General features: G+C 45.9%; 22 protein-coding genes. 16 read left to right on the top strand and 6 right to left on the bottom strand.

Going from position 1 to position 21,584, the window contains the following annotated elements:
• Window positions 1-279 precede the first annotated feature (279 nt).
• From ybgC to nadA, 8 genes are all read left to right on the top strand, one after another.
• Window positions 280-687 (top strand): tol-pal system-associated acyl-CoA thioesterase, encoded by a 408-nt coding sequence (gene ybgC, locus OOK74_RS07000; RefSeq protein ID WP_166014766.1) that lies wholly within the window; start codon window positions 280-282, stop codon window positions 685-687.
• Window positions 677-1,360: a protein TolQ gene (gene tolQ, locus OOK74_RS06995; RefSeq protein ID WP_274721382.1), complete on the top strand. Its 684-nt coding sequence runs from the start codon at window positions 677-679 to the stop codon at window positions 1,358-1,360. The genes ybgC and tolQ overlap by 11 nt, the downstream gene beginning before the upstream one ends.
• A 2-nt stretch (window positions 1,361-1,362) precedes the next feature.
• Complete coding sequence (tolR, locus tag OOK74_RS06990; RefSeq protein ID WP_274721383.1) at window positions 1,363-1,803, top strand: protein TolR; 441 nt, start codon at window positions 1,363-1,365, stop codon at window positions 1,801-1,803.
• Window positions 1,804-1,820: 17 nt separating this feature from the next.
• Window positions 1,821-2,891, top strand: a complete 1,071-nt coding sequence (gene tolA, locus OOK74_RS06985; RefSeq protein ID WP_274721384.1) for a cell envelope integrity protein TolA — start codon at window positions 1,821-1,823, stop codon at window positions 2,889-2,891.
• 35 nt (window positions 2,892-2,926) lie between these two features.
• Window positions 2,927-4,258, top strand: a complete 1,332-nt coding sequence (tolB, locus tag OOK74_RS06980; RefSeq protein ID WP_488356475.1) for a Tol-Pal system beta propeller repeat protein TolB — start codon at window positions 2,927-2,929, stop codon at window positions 4,256-4,258.
• Window positions 4,259-4,289: 31 nt separating this feature from the next.
• The gene (gene pal / locus OOK74_RS06975; RefSeq protein WP_274721386.1) at window positions 4,290-4,811 is read left to right on the top strand and encodes a peptidoglycan-associated lipoprotein Pal; all 522 of its coding nucleotides are present in this window, start codon (window positions 4,290-4,292) and stop codon (window positions 4,809-4,811) included.
• Window positions 4,812-4,826: 15 nt separating this feature from the next.
• Window positions 4,827-5,600 (top strand): tol-pal system protein YbgF, encoded by a 774-nt coding sequence (ybgF, locus tag OOK74_RS06970; RefSeq protein WP_274721387.1) that lies wholly within the window; start codon window positions 4,827-4,829, stop codon window positions 5,598-5,600.
• Between the two features lie 123 nt (window positions 5,601-5,723).
• The gene (nadA, locus tag OOK74_RS06965) at window positions 5,724-6,785 is read left to right on the top strand and encodes a quinolinate synthase NadA (RefSeq protein WP_274721388.1); all 1,062 of its coding nucleotides are present in this window, start codon (window positions 5,724-5,726) and stop codon (window positions 6,783-6,785) included.
• A gap of 116 nt (window positions 6,786-6,901) precedes the next feature.
• On the opposite strand, the gene OOK74_RS06960 is transcribed toward nadA, so the two are convergent.
• The 3 genes from OOK74_RS06960 to OOK74_RS06950 form a co-directional block, all read right to left on the bottom strand.
• Window positions 6,902-7,474, bottom strand: coding sequence for a YecA family protein (locus tag OOK74_RS06960; RefSeq protein ID WP_274721389.1), 573 nt, complete (start codon window positions 7,472-7,474; stop codon window positions 6,902-6,904).
• Between the two features lie 202 nt (window positions 7,475-7,676).
• Complete coding sequence (locus OOK74_RS06955) at window positions 7,677-8,129, bottom strand: L-alanine exporter AlaE (protein ID WP_274721390.1); 453 nt, start codon at window positions 8,127-8,129, stop codon at window positions 7,677-7,679.
• A gap of 329 nt (window positions 8,130-8,458) precedes the next feature.
• Window positions 8,459-9,307: an AraC family transcriptional regulator gene (locus tag OOK74_RS06950; RefSeq protein WP_278182478.1), complete on the bottom strand. Its 849-nt coding sequence runs from the start codon at window positions 9,305-9,307 to the stop codon at window positions 8,459-8,461.
• Window positions 9,308-9,403: 96 nt separating this feature from the next.
• On the opposite strand from OOK74_RS06950, the gene OOK74_RS06945 reads away from it, so the two are divergent.
• The 6 genes from OOK74_RS06945 (at window position 9,404) to galM (ending at window position 15,000) form a co-directional block, all read left to right on the top strand.
• Window positions 9,404-9,895, top strand: coding sequence for a DUF417 family protein (locus OOK74_RS06945; protein WP_406707927.1), 492 nt, complete (start codon window positions 9,404-9,406; stop codon window positions 9,893-9,895).
• A 31-nt stretch (window positions 9,896-9,926) separates the two neighbouring features.
• Window positions 9,927-10,289: a DoxX family protein gene (locus tag OOK74_RS06940; RefSeq protein WP_278182477.1), complete on the top strand. Its 363-nt coding sequence runs from the start codon at window positions 9,927-9,929 to the stop codon at window positions 10,287-10,289.
• Between the two features lie 339 nt (window positions 10,290-10,628).
• Complete coding sequence (gene galE, locus OOK74_RS06935) at window positions 10,629-11,639, top strand: UDP-glucose 4-epimerase GalE (RefSeq protein ID WP_277205973.1); 1,011 nt, start codon at window positions 10,629-10,631, stop codon at window positions 11,637-11,639.
• 29 nt (window positions 11,640-11,668) lie between these two features.
• Window positions 11,669-12,730, top strand: a complete 1,062-nt coding sequence (locus OOK74_RS06930; protein WP_278182476.1) for a UDP-glucose--hexose-1-phosphate uridylyltransferase — start codon at window positions 11,669-11,671, stop codon at window positions 12,728-12,730.
• 28 nt (window positions 12,731-12,758) lie between these two features.
• The gene (galK, locus tag OOK74_RS06925; protein WP_277205971.1) at window positions 12,759-13,916 is read left to right on the top strand and encodes a galactokinase; all 1,158 of its coding nucleotides are present in this window, start codon (window positions 12,759-12,761) and stop codon (window positions 13,914-13,916) included.
• A gap of 22 nt (window positions 13,917-13,938) precedes the next feature.
• On the top strand, window positions 13,939-15,000 hold the full coding sequence (gene galM / locus OOK74_RS06920) for a galactose-1-epimerase (RefSeq protein WP_430741936.1): 1,062 nt from the start codon (window positions 13,939-13,941) through the stop codon (window positions 14,998-15,000).
• 315 nt (window positions 15,001-15,315) lie between these two features.
• Here the strand turns inward: galM and OOK74_RS06915 are convergent, their stop codons facing one another.
• The 3 genes from OOK74_RS06915 to OOK74_RS06905 all read right to left on the bottom strand — a co-directional run bounded on the left by OOK74_RS06915 (window position 15,316) and on the right by OOK74_RS06905 (window position 18,699).
• Window positions 15,316-16,329: a substrate-binding domain-containing protein gene (locus OOK74_RS06915; protein WP_278182475.1), complete on the bottom strand. Its 1,014-nt coding sequence runs from the start codon at window positions 16,327-16,329 to the stop codon at window positions 15,316-15,318.
• 161 nt (window positions 16,330-16,490) lie between these two features.
• Complete coding sequence (locus OOK74_RS06910; protein ID WP_278182474.1) at window positions 16,491-17,504, bottom strand: substrate-binding domain-containing protein; 1,014 nt, start codon at window positions 17,502-17,504, stop codon at window positions 16,491-16,493.
• A gap of 76 nt (window positions 17,505-17,580) precedes the next feature.
• Window positions 17,581-18,699 (bottom strand): ABC transporter ATP-binding protein, encoded by a 1,119-nt coding sequence (locus OOK74_RS06905; protein ID WP_278182473.1) that lies wholly within the window; start codon window positions 18,697-18,699, stop codon window positions 17,581-17,583.
• Between the two features lie 274 nt (window positions 18,700-18,973).
• Between OOK74_RS06905 and OOK74_RS06900 the strand changes: the two genes are divergently transcribed.
• Both OOK74_RS06900 and OOK74_RS06895 read left to right on the top strand, forming a co-directional pair.
• Window positions 18,974-20,212 (top strand): extracellular solute-binding protein, encoded by a 1,239-nt coding sequence (locus OOK74_RS06900; RefSeq protein WP_278182472.1) that lies wholly within the window; start codon window positions 18,974-18,976, stop codon window positions 20,210-20,212.
• A 58-nt stretch (window positions 20,213-20,270) separates the two neighbouring features.
• Complete coding sequence (locus OOK74_RS06895; protein WP_166014783.1) at window positions 20,271-21,575, top strand: sugar ABC transporter permease; 1,305 nt, start codon at window positions 20,271-20,273, stop codon at window positions 21,573-21,575.
• Window positions 21,576-21,584: the final 9 nt, after the last annotated feature.

The raw sequence follows: 21,584 nt of genomic DNA, 5'->3' as shown, positions 1-21,584 counted from the left end.
TTGCAGCGGTATTGGCTACGTTTGCTCACCCCAATCACATAGTTTGCCTATGCTCATGGGGATTCACTCACTTGCCGCCTACCTGCAACTCCAAGTTGTTTGGGTATAGCTGATGGGTTAATAATTGACGAGCTTTTAAGCAGATTGGCGCTGTCTCTTTGAGATAGCGCCAATTTTTTATTATTCGCTTAAGAAAACTTTATCCGCATTTGTACTATCATCGAAGAGTTGCGTTATAGTAGCGGCCGATCCTAGGTATATGAGATTTTTATCAAAACCATGAAAACTTTTCGTTGGCCTGTGACAGTGTATTACGAAGATACTGACGCTGGTGGTGTCGTTTATCACGCCAATTATCTCAAATTCTTTGAAAGAGCTCGTACGGAAATGCTACGAGCATTTGGCGTTAATCAGCAAAGTTTGCTGCAACAAAATACAGGTTTTGTGGTCAGACACATGGAGATAGATTTTCTTAAAGGGGCAAAATTAGATGACCACCTTGAAGTGATCACTTACGTGTCTGAATTAAGAAAAGCTTCTTTAACCTTCTGTCAGGAACTGGTTAATCCTGACGGCGCTGTATTGTCTAAAGCGAAGGTTAAGGTAGCATGTATTGATCATGAAAATATGAGGCCGAAGGCATTGCCTCAATTAATCAGTTTGGAGTTTAACGGTAGTGAGCGCTGATATTTCATTTCTGGATCTTTTTTTACAAGCCAGTTTTTTGGTAAAAATGGTCATGTTGACCTTGCTAGGCATGTCGGTGGCTTCTTGGGCGGCCATTATCAAACGCAGTAGAGTGATTGCCGCTGCGGAGCGTGAAGCGGATGCATTTGAAGACCGTTTTTGGTCTGGGCTTGATCTTGGTGCTCTTTATCAAGATGTAAAAAAACGCAAAGACGAGATCTATGGTATTCAGGAGATCTTTTATGCTGGCTTTACCGAGTTTGCTCGTTTACGTAAAACCAATCCTAGTGCCCCAGATTTTGTGATGGAAGGCACCGGACGGGCGATGCGCGTCGCGGTAGCACGTGAAGTGGATTCTTTAGAAACCAGTTTGCCTTTTTTGGCGACGGTTGGCTCTATCAGCCCTTATATCGGTCTATTCGGCACGGTGTGGGGCATTATGCATGCTTTTATTGCTCTTGGTGAAGTTAAGCAAGCCACGCTGGCAATGGTGGCGCCAGGGATTGCTGAAGCCCTGATTGCGACTGCAATTGGCCTGTTTGCCGCTATTCCTGCAGTCATGGCGTATAACCGTTTGAGCCATAAGGTCAGTAAGCTTGAGCACACCTATGCGACTTTCTCTGAAGAGTTCCATACTATTTTGCACCGTCAAGCGATGGCGGGTCGAGAGTAGCTATGGCTGGTTATCAACCGAAAAAGCGTGAGATGAAAGCAGAAATTAACGTGGTGCCTTATATCGACGTTATGCTGGTTCTGTTGATTATCTTTATGGTGACTTCGCCATTTGTCACTCAAGGCGTTGATGTTGAATTACCCAAAACACATTCGGCAAAATCAGCTGCCGATATGGCCGGAGAGAGCGATTCAAGTTTTATTATTGTTGAGGTCGATAAAGAGGGTAATGTTGGCTTGAGTGTCAATGATGAGGATGTACAGCGCGGGTTATCACTGCAAGATGTGATCGTACGTGTTAAAGCCGAATTGAGCCTTAAACCTAATTCGCCAGTTGCCGTGGGTGGGGATGCTGCTACGCCTTATGCAGAGATTGTTTTGGTATTGGATGAGTTGAGTCGAGCCGGCATTCCCAAAGTAGGGTTACTCACCGACCTTAAGTAGTAGGTTTCACATTGAGCATGAAAGAGAATAAGTCCAGAACCAGTAGTAATGCTAAATCAATCGCGCTTTCACTGGCTATGCATGGTGCTTTAGTGGTGATTTTATTCTGGGGCGCAGATTTCAGCATGTCGGAGCCTGAACCGACAGGACAAATGATTGAAGCGGTGGTGATTGATCCGCAATTGGTGCGCCAACAAGCCCAGCAAATTCGTAATCAACGCGAAGAAGCGGCTAAAAAAGAGCAGCAACGATTAGATAAATTGCGTCGAGAAAGTGAGCTGCTTGAGAAAAACCGTCAAGCGGAAGAAGAGCGGATCCGTCAGCTCAAAGAGCAGCAAGCCAAAGACGCAAAGGCCGCCCGCGAAGCGGAAAAATTACGCCAGCAGCAAGAGCAACAGCGTGTTGCCGCCGAGCAACAAGCGCGTGAAGAACAGCAGCGTGCCGCTAAAGCCGCCGCTGAACGTAAAGTTCAAGAAGATGCGGCGAGAAAAGCCGAACAAGAGCGAGTCGCCAAAGAAGCGGCGGCAGCCAAAGCTGAGCAGCAGCGCATCCAACGGGAACAGGAAGCCAAACAAGCTCAAGAGAAAGCTAAACGCGAGCAAGAGCTGGCCGCGAAAGCTGAGCAAGAACGTTTAGCCAAAGAAAAAGCGGCAAAAGAAGCGGCAGAGAAAGCGCGCCAAGAGAAAGAACGTGCCGCTAAAGCTGCGGCTGAGCGTAAAGCACAAGAAGCGGCACTGAATGACATTTTTGGCAGTTTGAGTAGTGAAAATCAGCAAAATAATGCTGCGCGGCAACAGTTTGTGACTTCAGAAGTTGGCCGTTACGGTGCAATTTATACCCAATTGATTCGCCAGAATTTATTAGTGGAAGAGAGTTTTAGAGGTAAGCAGTGCCGGGTGAATTTAAGGCTGATCCCTACCGGAACAGGAGCTTTACTGGGCAGCCTTAGCGTGATTGATGGTGATAGCCGTTTGTGCGCAGCAACCCAACGAGCCGTGGCACAAGTGGACAGTTTTCCACTACCTAAGGATCAACCTGACGTAGTGGAAAAACTAAGAAATATTAATTTAACCGTAGCACCTGAATAAGGAAGGGAAGGCTTGTGTTTAAGCGATTAGTTTTTATGTTGATGCTCATCGGTACTAGCTCTGTTCATGTCGCTAATGCGGCATTAGAACTGGTGATCACCGACGGTATTGATTCGGCACGTCCGATTGCGATTGTCCCTTTCAAGTGGGATGGTGGGATCAAATTACCGGAAGATGTTTCGGCGGTCATTGCTTCGGATTTACAACGCAGTGGCAAGTTTAGCCCTATACCGACCAATAATATGCCGCAAACGCCCTACAGCGATGAGCAAGTGAATTTTACCCAATGGACCTCCATGGGGGTCGATGCGTTATTGACCGGAAACATCACGCAGAATGCTGAGGGTAATTATGTGATCAATTATCAATTGATCGACATTGTTCGTGGTCAATTGACGCAAGGGCAGAGTAAATCACTGTCTCAGGATGGCCAACTGGTACTTTCAAAAGATCATGTGCTGTTCAATAAAGTAGCGACAGTACCAGCTTCACGGCTGCGTGAGTATGCTCACCGGATTGCCGATTTAGTATATGAAGAACTCACCGGTGAACGCGGTGCATTTTTAACTCGGATTGCTTATGTGGTGGTCAATGATAAGGACCCTTATCCTTATCAACTGAGAATTGCGGACTATGATGGTTATAATGAACGGCTAGTGCTGCGATCTAAACAACCTTTGATGTCACCCGCTTGGTCACCAGATGGTCAAATGCTTGCTTATGTAAGTTTTCAAAACGGGCAAGCTGAAATTTACATGATGAACATCTATACTGGCCAGCGTGAAAAGTTGACCTCATTCCCACGCCATAATGGTGCGCCTAGATTCTCACCAGATGGTAAAACTCTAGCGCTGGTATTATCAAAAACGGGTAATTTACAGGTCTACACGATGGACTTGGCCACTCGACGCTTAAAAGAGGTCACAACTGGTCGTGCGAATAACACCGAGCCGTTCTGGCATCCAGATGGTAAATCGTTAATTTTCACCTCAGATCGTGGTGGTAAACCACAGATTTATCAAGTAAATTTAGCCAGCGGTGAAACTAAGCGTTTAACTTGGCAAGGTAGCCAGAACCTCGGTGGTCAAATCACGCCAGATGGTAAATTTTTGGTGATGGTCAATCGTAGTGATGCGGGCTTTAATCTCGCTAAGCAGGATTTAGAAACCGGGGCAATGCAGATCCTAACCAAAACACTGTTAGATGAGTCCCCAAGTATTGCGCCCAATGGTGGTATGGTGATTTACAGCTCCATCTACAATAAGGCCAACGTGTTGTCGATGGTTTCCATTGATGGACGTTTTAAAGCAAGATTACCGGCAACCAATGGACGTGTTCGCGCTCCAGCATGGTCACCGTTTTTATAACAAGTAACTGTTTTATAGAAAGGAATAAAAAATGAAACTTAACAAAGTTCTTAAAGGGCTATTGATTGCGCTACCGGTTTTAGCGGTTACTGCTTGTAGTTCAAGTGACGATGCAGCAAATTCAGGTTCGCAAACTAATAATCAATCTGAAGTTTCTAATGTTGATGGCAATGCTTTGTCTGCGCAAGGTCAACTGACTGAGCAAGAACTGCAACAACAAGCACTGCGTCAAAACCAAACAATCTACTTCGCATTCGACAATGCAACGATTGCCAGCGATTACGAAACCATGTTAGCAGCACATGCTACTTACTTGGTTAAAAACCCAAGCCTGAAAGTGACTGTTGAAGGTCATGCGGATGAGCGTGGTACACCAGAGTACAACATTGCACTGGGCGAGCGTCGTGCTCAAGCGGTGGCTAAGTACCTAGAAGCTTTAGGCGTGCAAACTGAGCAAATCGCTATCGTAAGCTACGGCGAAGAGAAACCGCTAATGCTTGGTCAATCAGAAGATGTGTACGCGAAAAACCGTCGTGCAGTTCTGGTTTACTAATTGAGGTGATGCCTCATGTTCAGTAACTTAAAGCACGTTGTGATGCTGATGTTACTGGCTAGTGCAGCGGGTCAAGTACTCGCTGCACCGGCTCCAGTATCTGACCTAAGTCGCAACGTATCCGCTGGTTCTGCGAGTGGTTCGCGGAATTCTGACCTTGAACGCCTTGAGCGTTTAGTTGAGAGCCGTAATCTTGTGCAGTTGCAAATGCAAAAGCAGCTCGATGACATGGTACTTGAGGTCAATGAACTACGGGGCCAAATTGAAAAAAATAACTACGACATGCAGCAAATGTTGCAACGTCAACGTGAGTTGTTTGTAGAACTTGATCGAGTGCGTGGTGAGCTTAAATCACCCGCGGCAGCAAGTGCTGCTTCAGTCGCTAACAGCAATGATGCTGCACAAGGCACATTCAGTAGTGATACCAATGAGCAAGCGGCTTATCAAAATGCAGTGGATCTGATCCTCAAAAAGCGTGATTACGCCGGTGCGATTGCTGCGTTTCAGCAGTTTCAGAGTGATTATCCCAACTCGACTTTATCGGCTAATGCCCACTATTGGTTAGGCCAACTCTATTTTGCCAACAAAGATGATCAAGCGGCAGCTAAGAGTTTTGCGGCGGTGGTCTCTCAGCGTGATTCAAATAAACGTGCCGATGCGTTGGTGAAATTGGGCGATATTGCTAAGCGTAATAATAATGCTGAGCAAGCGCGTAAGTTTTATCAGCAAACGATGGATGAATACCCTGACAGTGCCTCGGCGGAAATTGCCAAACAGAATTTAAAATAAATTAAAAGGGCTGAGTATTCAGCCCTTTTAAGCATATTCCTAATTGGTGTGATTCACTTTTGCTTACAGCTTTATTTCAGGTGTACAATGCGCGGTCTATGAAAGTTGTGCAGAGCAAGAGTCATGAGCCACATACTCGATACTATCAATACCGTTTATCCTTTTCCTCCTAAGCCGATCCCGCTCACTCGTGAGGAGAAGCAAGCTTATATCGCCCAAATCAAACAGCTATTGATTGAAAAAAATGCGGTGTTAATTGCCCATTATTATACCGATCCGGAAATTCAGGCACTGGCTGAAGCAACCGGTGGCTTTGTGGGTGATTCACTAGAAATGGCCAAGTTTGGCAATCATCATGCGGCAACTACGCTGATCATTGCTGGTGTGCGCTTTATGGGGGAATCGGCGAAGATCCTTACCCCTGAAAAACGGATTTTAATGCCAACCTTACAAGCCGAATGCTCACTCGATTTAGGTTGCCCAGCGGATAAGTTCACCGAGTTTTGCGATGCGCATCCAGATCATACCGTTGTAGTGTATGCCAACACTTCTGCTGCGGTTAAAGCGCGTGCTGATTGGGTCGTCACCTCCAGTATTGCGTTAGAAATTGTCGAACACCTAGATGCTCAAGGCAAGTCGATTATTTGGGCTCCGGATCGCCATCTAGGCTCTTATATCGCCCATAAAACCGGTGCCGATATGTTGCTTTGGCAAGGTGAGTGTGTGGTTCACGATGAGTTTTCTGCTGGTGCATTACGCAAAATGAAAGCACTGCATCCGGATGCGGCAGTTTTGGTACATCCGGAATCGCCGTCTAGTGTGGTTGAATTAGCTGACGCGGTGGGTTCAACCAGTCAATTGATCAAAGCGGCTCAAACCTTACCACAACAAAAAATGATTGTGGCGACCGATAAAGGCATCTTCTTTAAAATGCAACAAATGGTACCAGACAAAGAGCTGTTTGAAGCTCCGACGGCGGGTGCGGGTGCTACTTGTCGTAGCTGTGCCCATTGTCCGTGGATGGCGATGAACGGTTTAACTGCGATTGCTAAAGCGTTGCGTGATGGTGGTGAAGAGCACGAAATTTTTGTTGATGAAGCGCTGAGACAAAAATCGCTGATCCCCTTAAATCGAATGCTGGAGTTTGCACAGCAACTGAACCTGAGAGTAAAAGGTAACGCATAGGCTAGCCGATATCGATGCTGAGACTAAAAATGCCCAACCCCTAGTGGATGGGCATTTTTTTGCGCACAGCTTTGCATGCATTTTGCTCTGAACAGCTTTTGGCGGCTAATTGGGGCTTATTGTGCTTCGGCTAGTGCCACACCACGTTGGGTGATGCCGCTTAGCATGGCGGGAATCGCCGCATAAATTTCGGCAAATTGTTCTAAACCGGTAACACCTTGATCATAAAGTGTGGCGATGGAGGTTTCCGGATCGTACAACATGCTCAGCGAGAGTAGCACGCCGCCAAGCAATGTATTATCGGAGCTTTGTTCTGGCATCAGAACTTCCCAATCATCACGCGCCAACTGCCAGCCTTGCAGCATCCCTTCACAAAAATCACGCACAGCTTGATTGACAATCTCTTGCTCATCTAGCGCATACTCTGCTGGCCACTGCCATTCAGCGCTGAGCAGTTGCTGGCGGGAGGTGTTCCAAAGTTGAATAATATGCTGAAGATAGGTTTCTAATTGAGTGGCATCGGTAAATGGGGCGTTTTCTTCGCCTCCCCATAGAAATGGTAGCCACTCTTCAGGCGGCAGAACATTGGGGCAACAGGCCATTGAGGTGACAAAACCAACCGTTTTCGCTTGGTTGAGCAGTTTATGTTCTAATTCTGGCTGTTGCAGGATTTGTTGTAAGCTTTGCATGAGTATTTGGGCTCGATATCGTCAGTCAGGGCGCTAGTTTAGCGGTAAAGTGGGCGCAGAGCACTCGCTTGTTGGCCGAATCTTGTTTTGATAGGCTCATGAGCCATTCAATCAACCAGTCACGTTAACGGTTGTGGATGTTACGCCATTACTCATCGATGAAAAGTGCAGCTAAAAATCGGCTGACTATCGTTCACTCGGTTTAGCTTTCCGAAACCGTATAGCCGGGCACTTTAAACCAACGACGGCACATGTCGAGGAAATAACCGTATAACACGCCCATCGCACATGACACTAATGCATTGGTGCCCACTGCGGTGATGATTTGATCGCTAGAAGCACCAACCGTGAACAAAATGGCAGCATAGACCGGGGATTGAAAGAGAACGTAAGCGACCAAGTCGCTCAGATTTTTCATCCCACTGTGGCTGGAAAGCTTATAACCTTGTCGCAACACATAGTCGCGAAATACGCCATACGGCCAAGCGATCGCTATATTGACCGGAATCGATAGGGTACGCGAGGCAAGCGATTGTTGTAAAGTCATGCCAGAAATCAGCACTTCAATCATCATTCCAGTCACAAAACAAAATACAACCATGGCAAAAGTATCTGCCGCTGCATGACGAATGCAAAACGGTCCACGCGCTTTCATTAATATCCACCCGTAAAATATATCACTATAGATTTGGCTTGATAGCCAAATATGAAGCTGTAATAACGATCAACTTCCAGTTAATAAGACTATTAAATCATAGTGTTAGTGGTTTTAAATTTTATTTTTTATACGGATGGTAAATCAATAACCTAAAAATGTAATAAAAATAGCGCCTAAGGCTAATTTTTGACTTTAAGTGCTTGTAAATCGGTTAATGAGTTCAACAATCGTTATAAAATTACAGGTTGGTGGCTTTGCTCACACGCAGGAGATGTTGCGACTATGCGGTTTGGTTTTGCTTAGAGTCAGCTTAGTGATTTGAGAAGTTAACTGAGTGATGGGTCTTTGACTTCACTTTGCTGCATTTTGAGCCAGCGACCCGGGCTTACTCCAAACTCACGTTCAAAGGCTCGACTGAACGCGATGCTGCCACTGTAGCCTGCGCTTAAAGCGACTTGCATAATTGATTCACCAATCAGTAATTGTTGACCGGCGAGTAACATTCGCCATTGGGTTAGGTAGGCTAACGGTGGCATGCCGATGTGCATTTGAAAATGTGCCGCAAACCGTGCACGTGACATTCCAGCTTGTTTGGCTAATGTGGCCACGGTCCATTTTTCTTCCGCCCGTAAATGTATGGCAGCTATCGCTTTTGCGAGGCGAGGATCGGATAAACCAGCGAGAGTACCTTGCTGGCACAGACCATTTTCCACCATATGTCGCAATAGCAAAATCAGTAAGGTTTCCAGTAAGCGAGTGAGAACGGGTTGTTGGCCATAGCGGCTAGTAAATGCTTCATCAAACAGTAGAGTCAGCAATGGCTCTAGAGCAGGCAGTTCACGTAATGGCAGTATCACAGCATCTGGTAGCGCCAATTTCAGTGGTGAGGTTGCGGTTTGACTGAATGAAACAGAAGCGCAGACAAGATCGCATCCACCGAGTTGGCGTGGCTGCATGCGATGGGCCAGACCGCTTGGAAAAAAAATCAAAGTTTGCTCGGCCAGTAAACGTGATTCCGCCCCCTCATAGTGCAGAGTCAGTTCACCACTACGCAGTAGATGCAGATGTCCCCCTGCGGGATAGTCTTGGCTATCGGAATTTAAGCAGAGGTTACCCGCAAAAAAGAGTTGAGCGCGTGGGTTAGTATGTGCCAGTAAAATAGAAAGCGGATCCATATTTGAGACGAATTGTGAGTATTTGGCGACTATGAGTTATAAAACATATCACGATGTGCGCCAGACTGCTATCTCACTCTGACTAACATATAGGATATGACTATGAGCTGTAATTCCATCACCTCTCAATCGGCGAAATGCCACTTTAGCCTTTTGCAGCGTTATGAGATTGGTTTCCTTGTTGCTCTGGCTGGTGTCGTGCTCACCCTACTTTGGATTGGCATTTTCAAATTTACGCCAACCGAAGCGGCGGCGATTCGGCCTTGGGTTGCGAGTCATCCATTAATGAACTGGCTGTACTCCTTTCTTTCTGAGCAGGGGGTATCGAATCTGATCGGTTTGGTTGAGATTGTCATCGCCGCAGGGTTAATTGCAGGACTTTGGCAGCCACGTCTTGCTTATTGGAGTAGCTGGGGGGCGATCATCACTTTTATCGCCACATTAAGCTTTCTGTTTACCGTTCCTGGGATTTGGAAATGGGCTGATGGTGTTCCGATCACTAATTTCTTTCTGGTTAAGGACTTAGTCTTCCTTGGTGTGGTATGGCATTACTGCAATCTGTCTCGAGAGCAGTTGGCTAATCAATAATACAGCGCCAATTAATTGCAAGGAGTGAACAATGAAAATCCATATATTGAGTGCAGTATTATCCTTGATTTTTCTCGCTTCCGGAATCGCTAAGCTTGCGAGCTTAGAGTTTGAAATGGCAGCATTTGCACGCTGGGGCTATGCACTGTGGTTTATGTATGTGATTGGCCTGCTCGAAGTGATGGGAGGAATAGGCTTGCTCCTACAACGCTTGGCTGGCTTGAGCAGTATCGGTTTAGCTTTGCTGATGATCGGGGCACTCGCCACCCATCTGCAGCATGCTGAGTGGGGAATGCTAGCTGTTGCGAGTATTATCCTGTTACTCACATTGACACGAGTGTGGTTGGGGCGCGCTCAACTGAGCCGAATGGCTAGTCATATATTTGCTCGGTAACGTTTGGGCAAACAAGCTTGTTGAAGTGTAAAGCAATAGAGGTAAGGGATTGGCCTTTATTGCTTACACAGCCTGTTTAATCAATATCACCTCTTTAATCGCGGCTTGCAGTGACTTGTGAGCCGCGATTTTTTTATATTGATTGCGTACTTATTGATGTAAACGTTACTCATTACTTGTGTGGTGGTTGCTGTTTGCTTATCAATGATTGCGAATGATATAGGCATTCATCTTGGGTAATTATCATGTAAACGTTTCCACTTTGGGGTTTTTATCACAGAAATACGCGCAATGGTGCTGCTAGAATCAATCGTGTTGAACTGAGCCAAGGGGTGAGTTATGAGCGTATTGATTACTGGAGGTATTGGGTACATAGGTAGCCATACTTGTGTACAGATGATAGAGGCCGGTCTTGAGCCGATCATCGTGGATAATTTATGTAATGCCAAAGCGGAAGTGTTAAATCGTATTGAAGCACTAACGGGTAAAAAACCGACTTTTTATCAAGGTGATGTGCGAGATGAAGCGCTGCTTGATTCGATTTTTGCTGCCCATCGCATCCAAGCGGTGATTCATTTTGCCGGGCTAAAAGCGGTGGGTGAATCGGTGATTAAGCCACTGGAATACTATGACAATAATGTTAATGGTTCATTAGTGTTGCTGCGTAGTATGCGTAAGGCAGGCGTGAAGTCGATGGTGTTTAGCTCATCCGCGACGGTATATGGCGACCCACAAACGGTTCCTATCACCGAATCATCGCCGACTGGCGCAACCACCAATCCGTATGGCACCAGTAAACACATGGTTGAACAATGCTTGCGCGATTTGTTGGTGGCGGAACCGGACTGGAGTATCACCTTATTACGCTATTTTAATCCGGTCGGCGCCCATCCATCGGGCACCATGGGTGAAGATCCGCAGGGTATTCCCAATAATTTAATGCCGTTTATTGCGCAAGTTGCAGTCGGACGACGAGAAAAGCTATCGGTTTTTGGTGATGACTATGCCACCACCGATGGTACTGGGGTGCGTGATTATATTCATGTGATGGACTTGGCGGATGGCCACCTTGCTGCGCTCAAAGCAGTAGGGCAAAGCGCAGGATTACACATTTATAACCTAGGTACGGGTAACGGCTCTAGCGTGCTCGAAATGGTGGCGGCGTTCAGCGCGGCATGTGGTAAGCCAATTCCGTATCAAGTTTGCCCACGCCGAGCGGGCGATATTGCCCAGTGTTGGGCCAGCACTGAAAAAGCCGAGCGTGAGCTGGGATGGAAAGCCCAATATAGCGTTGCACAAATGGCGGCAGATACCTGGCATTGGCAGGTTCAAAACCCCAATGGTTATTAATTTTCGCTTTGCAGGTTGAGTAATTAAAGATGTCGAATAGTAAATTTAATCCGGTCGATCACCCTCATCGTCGCTATAACCCATTAACGGGCCAGTGGATTTTAGTTTCTCCGCACCGTGCCAAACGGCCATGGAGTGGGGCCGATGAAAAGCCAGCGCTGGCTGAGTTACCAAGCTATGATCAACAGTGTTTTTTATGCCCAACCAATACGCGGATCTCGGGGGATGTTAACCCGAATTATTCCGGCACCTATGTTTTCAATAACGATTTTGCCGCGTTAATGGTCGATTCACCGGATGCTCCGGCAAGCGATAATCCGTTGTTCCAAATGCAAGGGGTACGTGGGTTAAGTCGAGTGATCTGTTTTTCGCCGGATCACAGCCAAACGTTGCCTGAGCTACCGGTTGAAAAAATTCGTGGGGTGATTGATACCTGGAATGAACAAATTGAACAGCTCGGTAAAGAGTATGTTTGGGTTCAAGCGTTTGAGAACAAAGGCGAAACCATGGGGTGTTCACAACCACATCCCCATGGACAAATTTGGGCAAACAGTTTCTTACCCAATGAGATTGAGCGTAAAGATCAGCATTTAACCGCTTATTTTCAACAATATGGTCGCAATTTGCTGGTCGACTATGTGCAAGCTGAGCTCGCCGATGGGGCACGTATTGTGGTGGAAACGGAACATTGGGTAGCGCTGGTACCGTACTGGGCGGCTTGGCCTTTTGAAACCATGTTGTTACCCAAGAAGCACATTCGGCGTATGAATGAACTGTCTGATCACGAGCGGGATGATTTAGCGCTCGCCATCAAAAAATTGACCAGCCGCTACGACAACTTATTCCAGTGCTCTTTCCCTTATTCGATGGGTTGGCACTATGCGCCCTTTTTTGAACAAGGCACCAATATTGACCATTGGCAATTACATGCGTTGTTTTATCCACCGCTATTACGCAGTGCTAGCGTGCGCAAGTTTATGGTCGGCTATGAAATGCTGGCCGAGAGCCAACGTGATTTGACCGCGGAACAAGCGGCGCAGCGCCTACGTGAACTCAGTGACGTGCATTACAAAGAACAAACCAATTATTAAAATGAATTGATAAGATTAGGAATTGAACATGTCTGATTTAATCCAAAATGTGCAAACATCTTTTGAGCAAGAGTTTGGCTATGCGCCAAGCCACATTGTTCAGGCTCCGGGGCGTGTTAATTTAATTGGTGAACACACCGATTATAATGATGGCTTTGTTTTACCTTGTGCGATTAATTATCAAACGGTGGTGGCAGCAGCTAAGCGTGACGATCATCTGGTACGAGTGATCTCCATCGATTATGGCAATGCGTTAGATGAATTTGACCTTAGCCAAGAGATCACTTTTCAAGCCGATAAAATGTGGGCGAACTATATTCGTGGAGTAGTGAAATGTTTGCTGGCTCGTGGTCATTCATTGTCAGGGGTTGATCTTGCGGTTAGTGGCAATGTTCCGCAAGGGGCAGGATTAAGCTCATCGGCAGCACTTGAAGTGGTGATCGGACAAACCTTTAAAGAGCTGTTTAACTTAGCGATCAGCCAAGCGGATATTGCGTTAAATGGCCAGCAAGCCGAGAACGAGTTTGTCGGCTGCAACTGCGGAATTATGGATCAGATGATTTCAGCACAAGCGCGTGCTAATCATGCCATGTTATTAGACTGCCGTAGCCTAGAAACGCAAGCGGTGCCAATGCCAGAAGAGATGGCGGTAGTGATCATCAACTCCAATAAAAAGCGTGGGCTGGTGGATAGTGAATACAACACTCGTCGCCAGCAGTGTGAAGCCGCCGCGCGTATTTTTGGGGTTAAAGCACTCAGAGATGTCAGCCTTGAGCAATTTGTGGCTCAAGAAGCTCAATTAGAAGCCACCGTGGCGAAACGTGCTCGTCATGTGATTACTGAGAATCTTCGAACCTTAGAAGCGGCGAGAGCACTCGGCGAGAATGATCTGCGCCGAATGGGTGAGCTGATGGCTGAATCTCACGCATCGATGCGCGATGATTTTGAAATCACCGTGCCAGAAATTGATATTTTGGTTGAGATGGTCAAGCAAGTCATCGGTGAACAAGGTGGTGTACGTATGACCGGTGGTGGTTTTGGTGGTTGTGTGGTGGCTTTAGTGCCTAGAACGCTGGTTGATAAAGTTACCGCGACGGTTGAGGCTAATTATCAACAGGCAACAGGGTTGAGCGCAGCAATTTATGTCTGCCAATCTACCCAAGGTGCTGGCTTGGTTGTGAATTAATTGATGCTGAGGATGGGCAATAATGTCAAACTTTGAACAAGTGACCTTAGCGATGGGCCAAAGCCCATCGTTTGATGGGCAGCCAGCTAAATTTGTTCATTTAACGAATGCTCAAGGTATGAGCGTAGTGTTGATGGATATTGGGGCTACGTGGTTAAGCTGCACATTGCCAGTCAATGGTTCTGAGCGCGAAGTGTTGCTGCGTTCTCCCAATATGGAAGAGCACCTCAAGCAAGGTGCTTATTTTGGTGCGATTGTTGGTCGCTTTGCCAACCGGATTGCTAAAGGGCAGTTCGAAATAGATGGCGAGCGTTATCAACTGGCGATCAATAATGGGGAAAATGCTCTGCACGGTGGTTTGCAAGGGTTTGATAAACGGCGCTGGCAGATCGTTGAGCAAAGCGCACAACAGGTGAGGTTTACCTTGCACTCTGCCGATGGCGACCAAGGTTATCCGGGTAATCTCGACGTGCAAGTGACTTATACACTGAGTGATGACAATCAATTGCTGATCGCTTATCAAGCTCAGACCGATAAAGCGTCACCGCTGAATTTAACCAATCACGCTTACTTTAACTTAGCGGGAGAAGGCGCAGTGGCCAATGCGCTTACCCATAAGTTACAAATCCATGCTTCCCACTATTTGCCTACCGATAACGGATTGATCCCAACCGGAGAGTTAAAGTCGGTGATGGGTACCAGCTTTGATTTTAACCATGCCAAATTGATTGGTGAGGAGCTACTTAGCGATCAAGATCAGCAGATCGCCCAAGGCTATGATCACTGTTTGGTGTTTAGCGATCCGGTGACCGATGGCATACAAGCGGCCGCGGTCTTGACTGCTCCGGCTGGGGATGTGCAGATGACGGTGAAAACTACCAAACCTGCGATGCAGTTTTATTCAGGCAATTTTTTAGCCGGTACGCCTGGGCGTTCGAAAACCTATGCCGCTTATGATGGCGTGGCGTTAGAAACCCAGTATTTTCCTGACGGGCCGAATCAGCGCCTGTGGAATGGGCAGGCCGCAATACTCAAAGCGGGTGAGCGCTACCAGCATCAAACCTGTTATCAGTTTGTATTTTAATCAATTTGTCCATAACTCGCTTGACACGGATTATACCCAAACAACTTCAAGTAGGGCGGGTATCTGTTGAGTCAGTGGTTTTTCCTCTAGGCTTAGGTGTGCAGTAAGCGGATCTTGCTACGAGCAGGCTCCGTGCTGGGTTATACAGTGACTTGGGGGAGTGATTGTATAAATTGTCATCTAATGCCTATGAGGTTTTTTTATGGCGAATGTTGTCACTCACCCGTTCGCTCACCAGCTCGATTATCAGCGATGCGCCAACATGATTTTTAGGTTGGCTTGACGCTAACAATACTCGCCATACGCTTTGATCTTTTAACGCGGAGCATTAACCGTGGTCACAGAATCTCGCTTGACCATAGTCGGTGAGTAGCGTTTTGGGCTCTCATCGATCAGCGTTTCATCTTTAGATAACTGCAAAGCCAGCAAGGCGGCTTTTTCTGCCATCATCTGGATCGGGTAGCGGATAGTGGTTAAGCGAGGCTTAACATAACGCGCGATTAAGCCATCATCAAATCCAATTATCGATATCTGCTCTGGCGTGGCAATGCCATTTTCGGCCAGCACTGACAACGCACCAGCCGCCATATAATCGTTATAAGAGACCACTGCGCTCATCTCAATCGCTTTGGTGAGCAAGTTGGTCATCGCTGATTCGCCGCCCTCACTATTGGGCTCACCATATTCAATATAAGAGTCGGGTAGTTGAATATTGTGTGCCGTTAATGCGGCACGATAACCAGCGATCCGCTCATCGGCATCGGCAATCGGGTGGCTAGAGGCAATACAGGCAATATGCTGATGCCCTTGGCGGATCAGAAATTCCGTCGCCAAATAAGCGCCCTTATGGTTATCGAGTGAGATACAGCGTTCAGCTAACTGCGGGATATGGCGGTTGATGATCACCATGCCTTTAGTCTCTTTAGAAAAATCAATTAACTCTTGATCAGATAACGCTTTGGAGTGAATCACCAAGGCATCGCAGTGGTTGTTGATCAGTAGCTCAATCGCTCGGCGCTCATCTTCGGCGCTATGATAACCATTGCCGACCAGTAAATGTTTACCATGTTGATGAGCAATCGTATCCACCGCTTTAACCAGTGTGCCAAAAAAAGGATCGGAGACATCCGCCACCAACACGCCCATGGTATGAGTACTTTGACTGACTAATGCGCGCGCAGCAGCATTGGGTCGATAGCCTAATTCGTGCATGGCTTTATTGACCGACTCAATGGCGCTTTTACTGGCTTTCGGTGATTGATTAATCACGCGTGATACCGTTGCAACAGAAACGCCCGCCGCCTTAGCGACATCCTTAATAGTAGCCATACAAATTCAACCTTTATCAATGCATAAGGTGAATTAAACACTTTTCAACTACCCATAGCAATCTTTGCCTCACGGCAGAGCGACAGGTCGGATTGGTGAGCGAGGCTAAACCGTGTGTGAGATTATCCTTGGTTGTGTTCGGGGGATGATAACGTTTCCAGCTAGCGGGTGGAGCTGGAGTGCGCAATCACCGATGCACGACGGATCATGGTCGGTACAAAAATACGGATCGGATCAGTGATCGGTTGACCTGTGGCGAGTAAAAAAGCTAAATGCACCGCTTTTTCGGCCATCATTTGAATGGGATAACGCATGGTGGTCAGTTTTGGACTCAGATATTTAGCGATAATCCCATCATCAAATCCGATCAAAGAGATATCGCGCGGAACTTGAATACCGTTTTCATCGAGGATGGATAACGCTCCAGCGGCCATATAATCGTTGTAGGTAGCAATCGCAGTTAATTGCAGATCTTTGGACAGCAGGTGAGTCATGGCTTCTTCACCGCCTAATTCGGTGGGGGCACCATACTCAATATAAGCCGGATTGACCTTAATATTGTAAGCTTGCAGGGCCGATAAATAGCCATTTTTACGCTGTTCGGTATCTTCTATCTCGTGATTAGAACAGACATAACCAATCTGAGTATGGCCCATTTTGATCAAATGCTCGGTCGCTAAATACGAACCACGAAAGTTATCCAGCGCAATACAGCGCTCGGCAATTTCAGGAATATAACGGTTGATCAAAACCATGGTCGGTTTTTCCTCTGCAAAGCGGATTAACTCTTGGTTACTGAGCGCTTTACTATGGATAACCAGTGACTCACAGCGACTATTGATCAGCAGCTCAATCACTTCCCGTTCAAAATCCGCGTTATGGTAACCATTCCCGATCAGCAGATGTTTGCCATTTTGAATCGCAATGGAATCAATTGCTTTGACCATGCTGCCGTAAAAAGGATCGGAAACATCGCCGATCAGTACGCCAATGGTATTGGTGGTTTGGCTTACTAATGCCCGAGCATTGGCATTGGGGCGATAACCCAGTTTCAGCATGGCTTGTTGCACCACGGATTTGGTTGCCGCGCTGGCGTGGGAAGAGTTGTTCATTACTCGGGAAACGGTGGCCACAGAGACACCCGCTTCTCTTGCCACATCCTTAATCGTAGCCATAAATATCTCACATTAATCAGTCAATAAAATCAGCACTGGAATGTCGCCTCTGCTGAGTGAGCAGAGGCAAAACGGATCAGGCACTACGTGCCAAGGTGACTGCGGCGGGCTGGATGCGGATATTTTCGCCTGCCGCATTAAATAAATGCAGCGCATCAAAATCAGTATACAGCGCCATTTTGGTATACGGTTTGATGAAAAAATCACCCGGATTTAAGAATTTAAAATCATCAACGCCGAGGCTTTGACCGAAGATATAAGTGCTGCTGCCTAAACGCTCAACCACTTCTGAGTGGAAGGTTAAGCTCAAATCACCGGCATCTTTATTGAGGTGTTCTGGTCTTATCCCAACCGTGATTTGCTCTCCTTTATTCATCGGTTGCGTCACAATCGGCAAAGTTGTTACGTTGGTTTGATTGCCCAAAATAACGCTTAAACTGTCAGCTGACCAATGGTCGACGGTTGCGTTAATAAAGTTCATTTTGGGTGAACCAATAAAACCGGCTACAAACTTATTGGCTGGGTGATAGTAGAGATCCATCGGGCTACCGACTTGTTCCACACAGCCTTGACGCAGAACCACAATTTTATCGGCCAATGTCATCGCTTCAACTTGATCATGAGTCACGTAAACCATGGTTGACTGTAAATCTTGATGCAGCTTTGCGATGTGTAGACGCATTTCAACCCGTAATTCGGCATCTAAGTTGGACAATGGTTCGTCGAATAAAAACACATCTGGATTGCGCACAATCGCCCGGCCAATCGCGACCCGTTGCCGTTGACCACCGGATAATTGCGCCGGCTTGCGATCCAGCAAGCTGTCTAATTGTAACGCTTTGGCCACTTTTAACACTTTATGCTCAATGGTCGCCGGTGGAGTTTTATTCACTTTCAGTGCATAACCCATGTTTTGTCCCACCGTCATATGTGGATATAACGCATAGGATTGGAAAACCATGGCAACACCACGTTGCGAAGGTTGCACATCATTGACGATGCGATCTTTGATGGCAATGGTTCCTTCCGAGATCTCTTCTAGCCCCGCGATCATGCGCAGCAGGGTGGATTTACCACAGCCTGATGGACCCACAAAAACAACAAACTCACCATTATCTATGGAAAGGTTTACATTGCTAATGGTTTGCACATCACCAAATCGCTTGATTACATTCGATAGTTTTATAGAGGCCATAGGGCTTATCCTTCATGATTCTTTGATTTAAGTTATTGATTTATATTTTAATTGTCGGCTTATTGCCTAGGCGGATTGCCGTTGTTTTAGCGATTATAAAACGTAGTGTAAACGTATTCCATTTTTTGGGCTTTTTTTGTGTTAACTGTCACGATTGTGAGAAAAAATCATAGTCAAGGCAAAGGGAAGCGCCTATTTTAAACCGGGTAATCGTTTTACCTACGCAACAGAGAACAACATCAAAGCTGTACCTACACATTAACTAGGAGACGTTATGAAAAGACGTACATTAACCAAAGCAATCCATGCTGCTCTTATCGCTAGCTGTACTTTTTCTTCACTCAATGCCCTTGCTGCAGGCAAGTTGCTGATTTGGGAAGATATTCAAAAATCAGCGGGTAATGCTCAGGCTACCAAAGCGTTTGAACAACAATATGATGTGAAAATTACCGTGCAAGAATTGCCTTATGGCGGGCAAGTCGAATCACTACGTATGGATGGTCCTGCTGGAACCGGTCCCGACGTGATTAACCTACCGCATGACCAAATTGGCAGTGCGGTGGTACAAGGCTTATTGACGCCACTGAGCGTGGATAAAGCAGTATTGGATACGTTTACAGAATCAGCCGTTGATGCACTGACTTATCAAGGCCAACTGTATGGTTTACCGAAAGCCGTCGAAACTTTGGTGATGATCTATAACAAAGACTTAATGCCAGAGCTGCCTAAAACCATGGAGGAGATCTACCAAGCTTCTCTACAAGCTCGCGCACAAGGCAATTATGGTTTGCTCGCCAAATGGGATGAAATTTATTACACCTATGGCATCTTAAAAGCGATGGGCGGTGATGTATTTGCCAAAAATCCGGATGGTAGCTACGACGCAAAAACCATTTTGCTGAATACTGACGGTGCGGTCAAAGGTGGTGAATACGTACAAAAATTCTTTAAAGAAGGGGTGTTCCCAAGTGGGATTGTGGGTGATTCTGGTTTGAATGCGATTGACTCGCTATTTACCAGCAAAAAAGCCGCGATTGTACAAACCGGCCCATGGTCATTCCAGCCTTATAAAGATGCCGGCATTAATTATGGTGTCGCGCCTTTGCCTCTATTACCGAATGGAGAGCATATGGGATCATTTATGGGCGTAAAAAGCTACAGCATTTCAACGTACTCAAAAAATAAAGATTTGGCGCAAAAGTATATTGAATTCATCAATAATTATGAGAATTCCAAGCAGCGCTTTGAGTTAACCGGTGAAGTACCTGCGGTGAAAGCATTAATCGATGATCCAATCATTAAAAATAATGAAGGTGCACGCGCAGTTGCTATGCAAGCAGAATTTGCTACCCCGATGCCATCTATTCCAGAAATGAATGAAGTCTGGGGGCCTGCTAATAGTGCATTACAGCTGATCGCAACGGGCAAACAAGCGCCAAAACAAGCATTAGATAGTGCAGTGGAAGCAATTAAGATGCAAATCGAAGCTAACCACGCAATGATGGGATTGTAAGTTTTTTAGCCAGCCCGTATTCGGGCTGGCATTTGTCGTTGTGTTCAGGATGTGAATTATGTCTATTTTATCTTCAGATATATCACCAAGTGATATCCAATATAAAACTCAGCACCGAGTTATAGCGTTATGGTTATCGATCATTCCAGGGTTAGGGCAGCTTTATAATCGACAGTTTGCTAAATCCGCCATGTTTTTTGTTTTTTTATTGAGTTTTTATGGCGTATTTTATGACTTTTTAAAAGAGGGCTACTGGGGTTTGTTTACTTTGGGTGAATCATTACCTGAAGATAATTCCGTGTTCTTGCTAGCGGAAGGTATCATCTCACTTATTGTATCGGTGTTTGGTATTGGCGTTTATAGTTTATCGTTATACGATGCTTATACTAACGGTAAACTGCGTGATCAAGGTCGAGAGTTACACTCTATTCGTCGTCAATATCGGACCATCATCGAATCGGGTTTTCCTTATTTAATGGTGACTCCGGCATTTATTTTGTTGGTGTTTGTGGTGGTTTTCCCGATCGTATTTGGTTTTGCGATTGGTTTTACTAACTATAATTTATATAACTCACCACCAGCCAAACTGGTCGATTGGGTCGGTTTGAAGAACTTTATTAATATTTTTCAAATTAATTTATGGCGTAATACATTTTTTGATGTATTACAGTGGACGGTGATCTGGACCTTACTGGCGACCACATTACAGTGTACGGTCGGGGTGCTGCTAGCGATTTTAGTCAATCAGAAAGATTTAAAATTTAAACCATTAATTAGAACCATCTTTATTTTACCTTGGGCCGTTCCTGGCTTTGTGACGATCCTTATTTTTACCGGAATGTTTAATGAAACGTTTGGCGTGATCAATAACGTCATATTAGATTTCTTTGGTATTGACCCTAAACCTTGGCTCACGGACCCATTTTGGACCAAGACGGCATTAATCCTGATCCAAACTTGGCTAGGTTTTCCATTTGTATTTGCTATGACCACTGGGGTGTTACAAGCGATCCCGAATGATCTGTATGAAGCGGCAACTATTGATGGCGCAAGTAAATTTCAGCAAATGAAGACCATTACCATTCCATTGGTGCTGTTCTCGATTGCGCCGATTTTGATCACTCAATACACCTTTAACTTTAATAATTTTAATATTATCTATTTGTTTAATAATGGTGGGCCAGCGGTGATCGGCAGTAATGCTGGCGGTACTGATATCTTAGTGTCTTGGATTTACAAGTTAACGATGTCTTCATCACAATATTCTATTGCGGCCGCCATAACCTTGTTACTCTCAATCTTTGTGGTAGGTATTGCACTATGGCAATTCCGCATGACCAATTCATTTAAAGATACCAATTAGAGGCGCTGA

The sequence above is a fragment of the Vibrio misgurnus genome, from assembly GCF_029635775.1.
In the GTDB taxonomy this organism is placed as follows: domain Bacteria; phylum Pseudomonadota; class Gammaproteobacteria; order Enterobacterales; family Vibrionaceae; genus Vibrio; species Vibrio chanodichtyis.
This window is presented reverse-complemented; position numbering and strand designations above follow the sequence as displayed.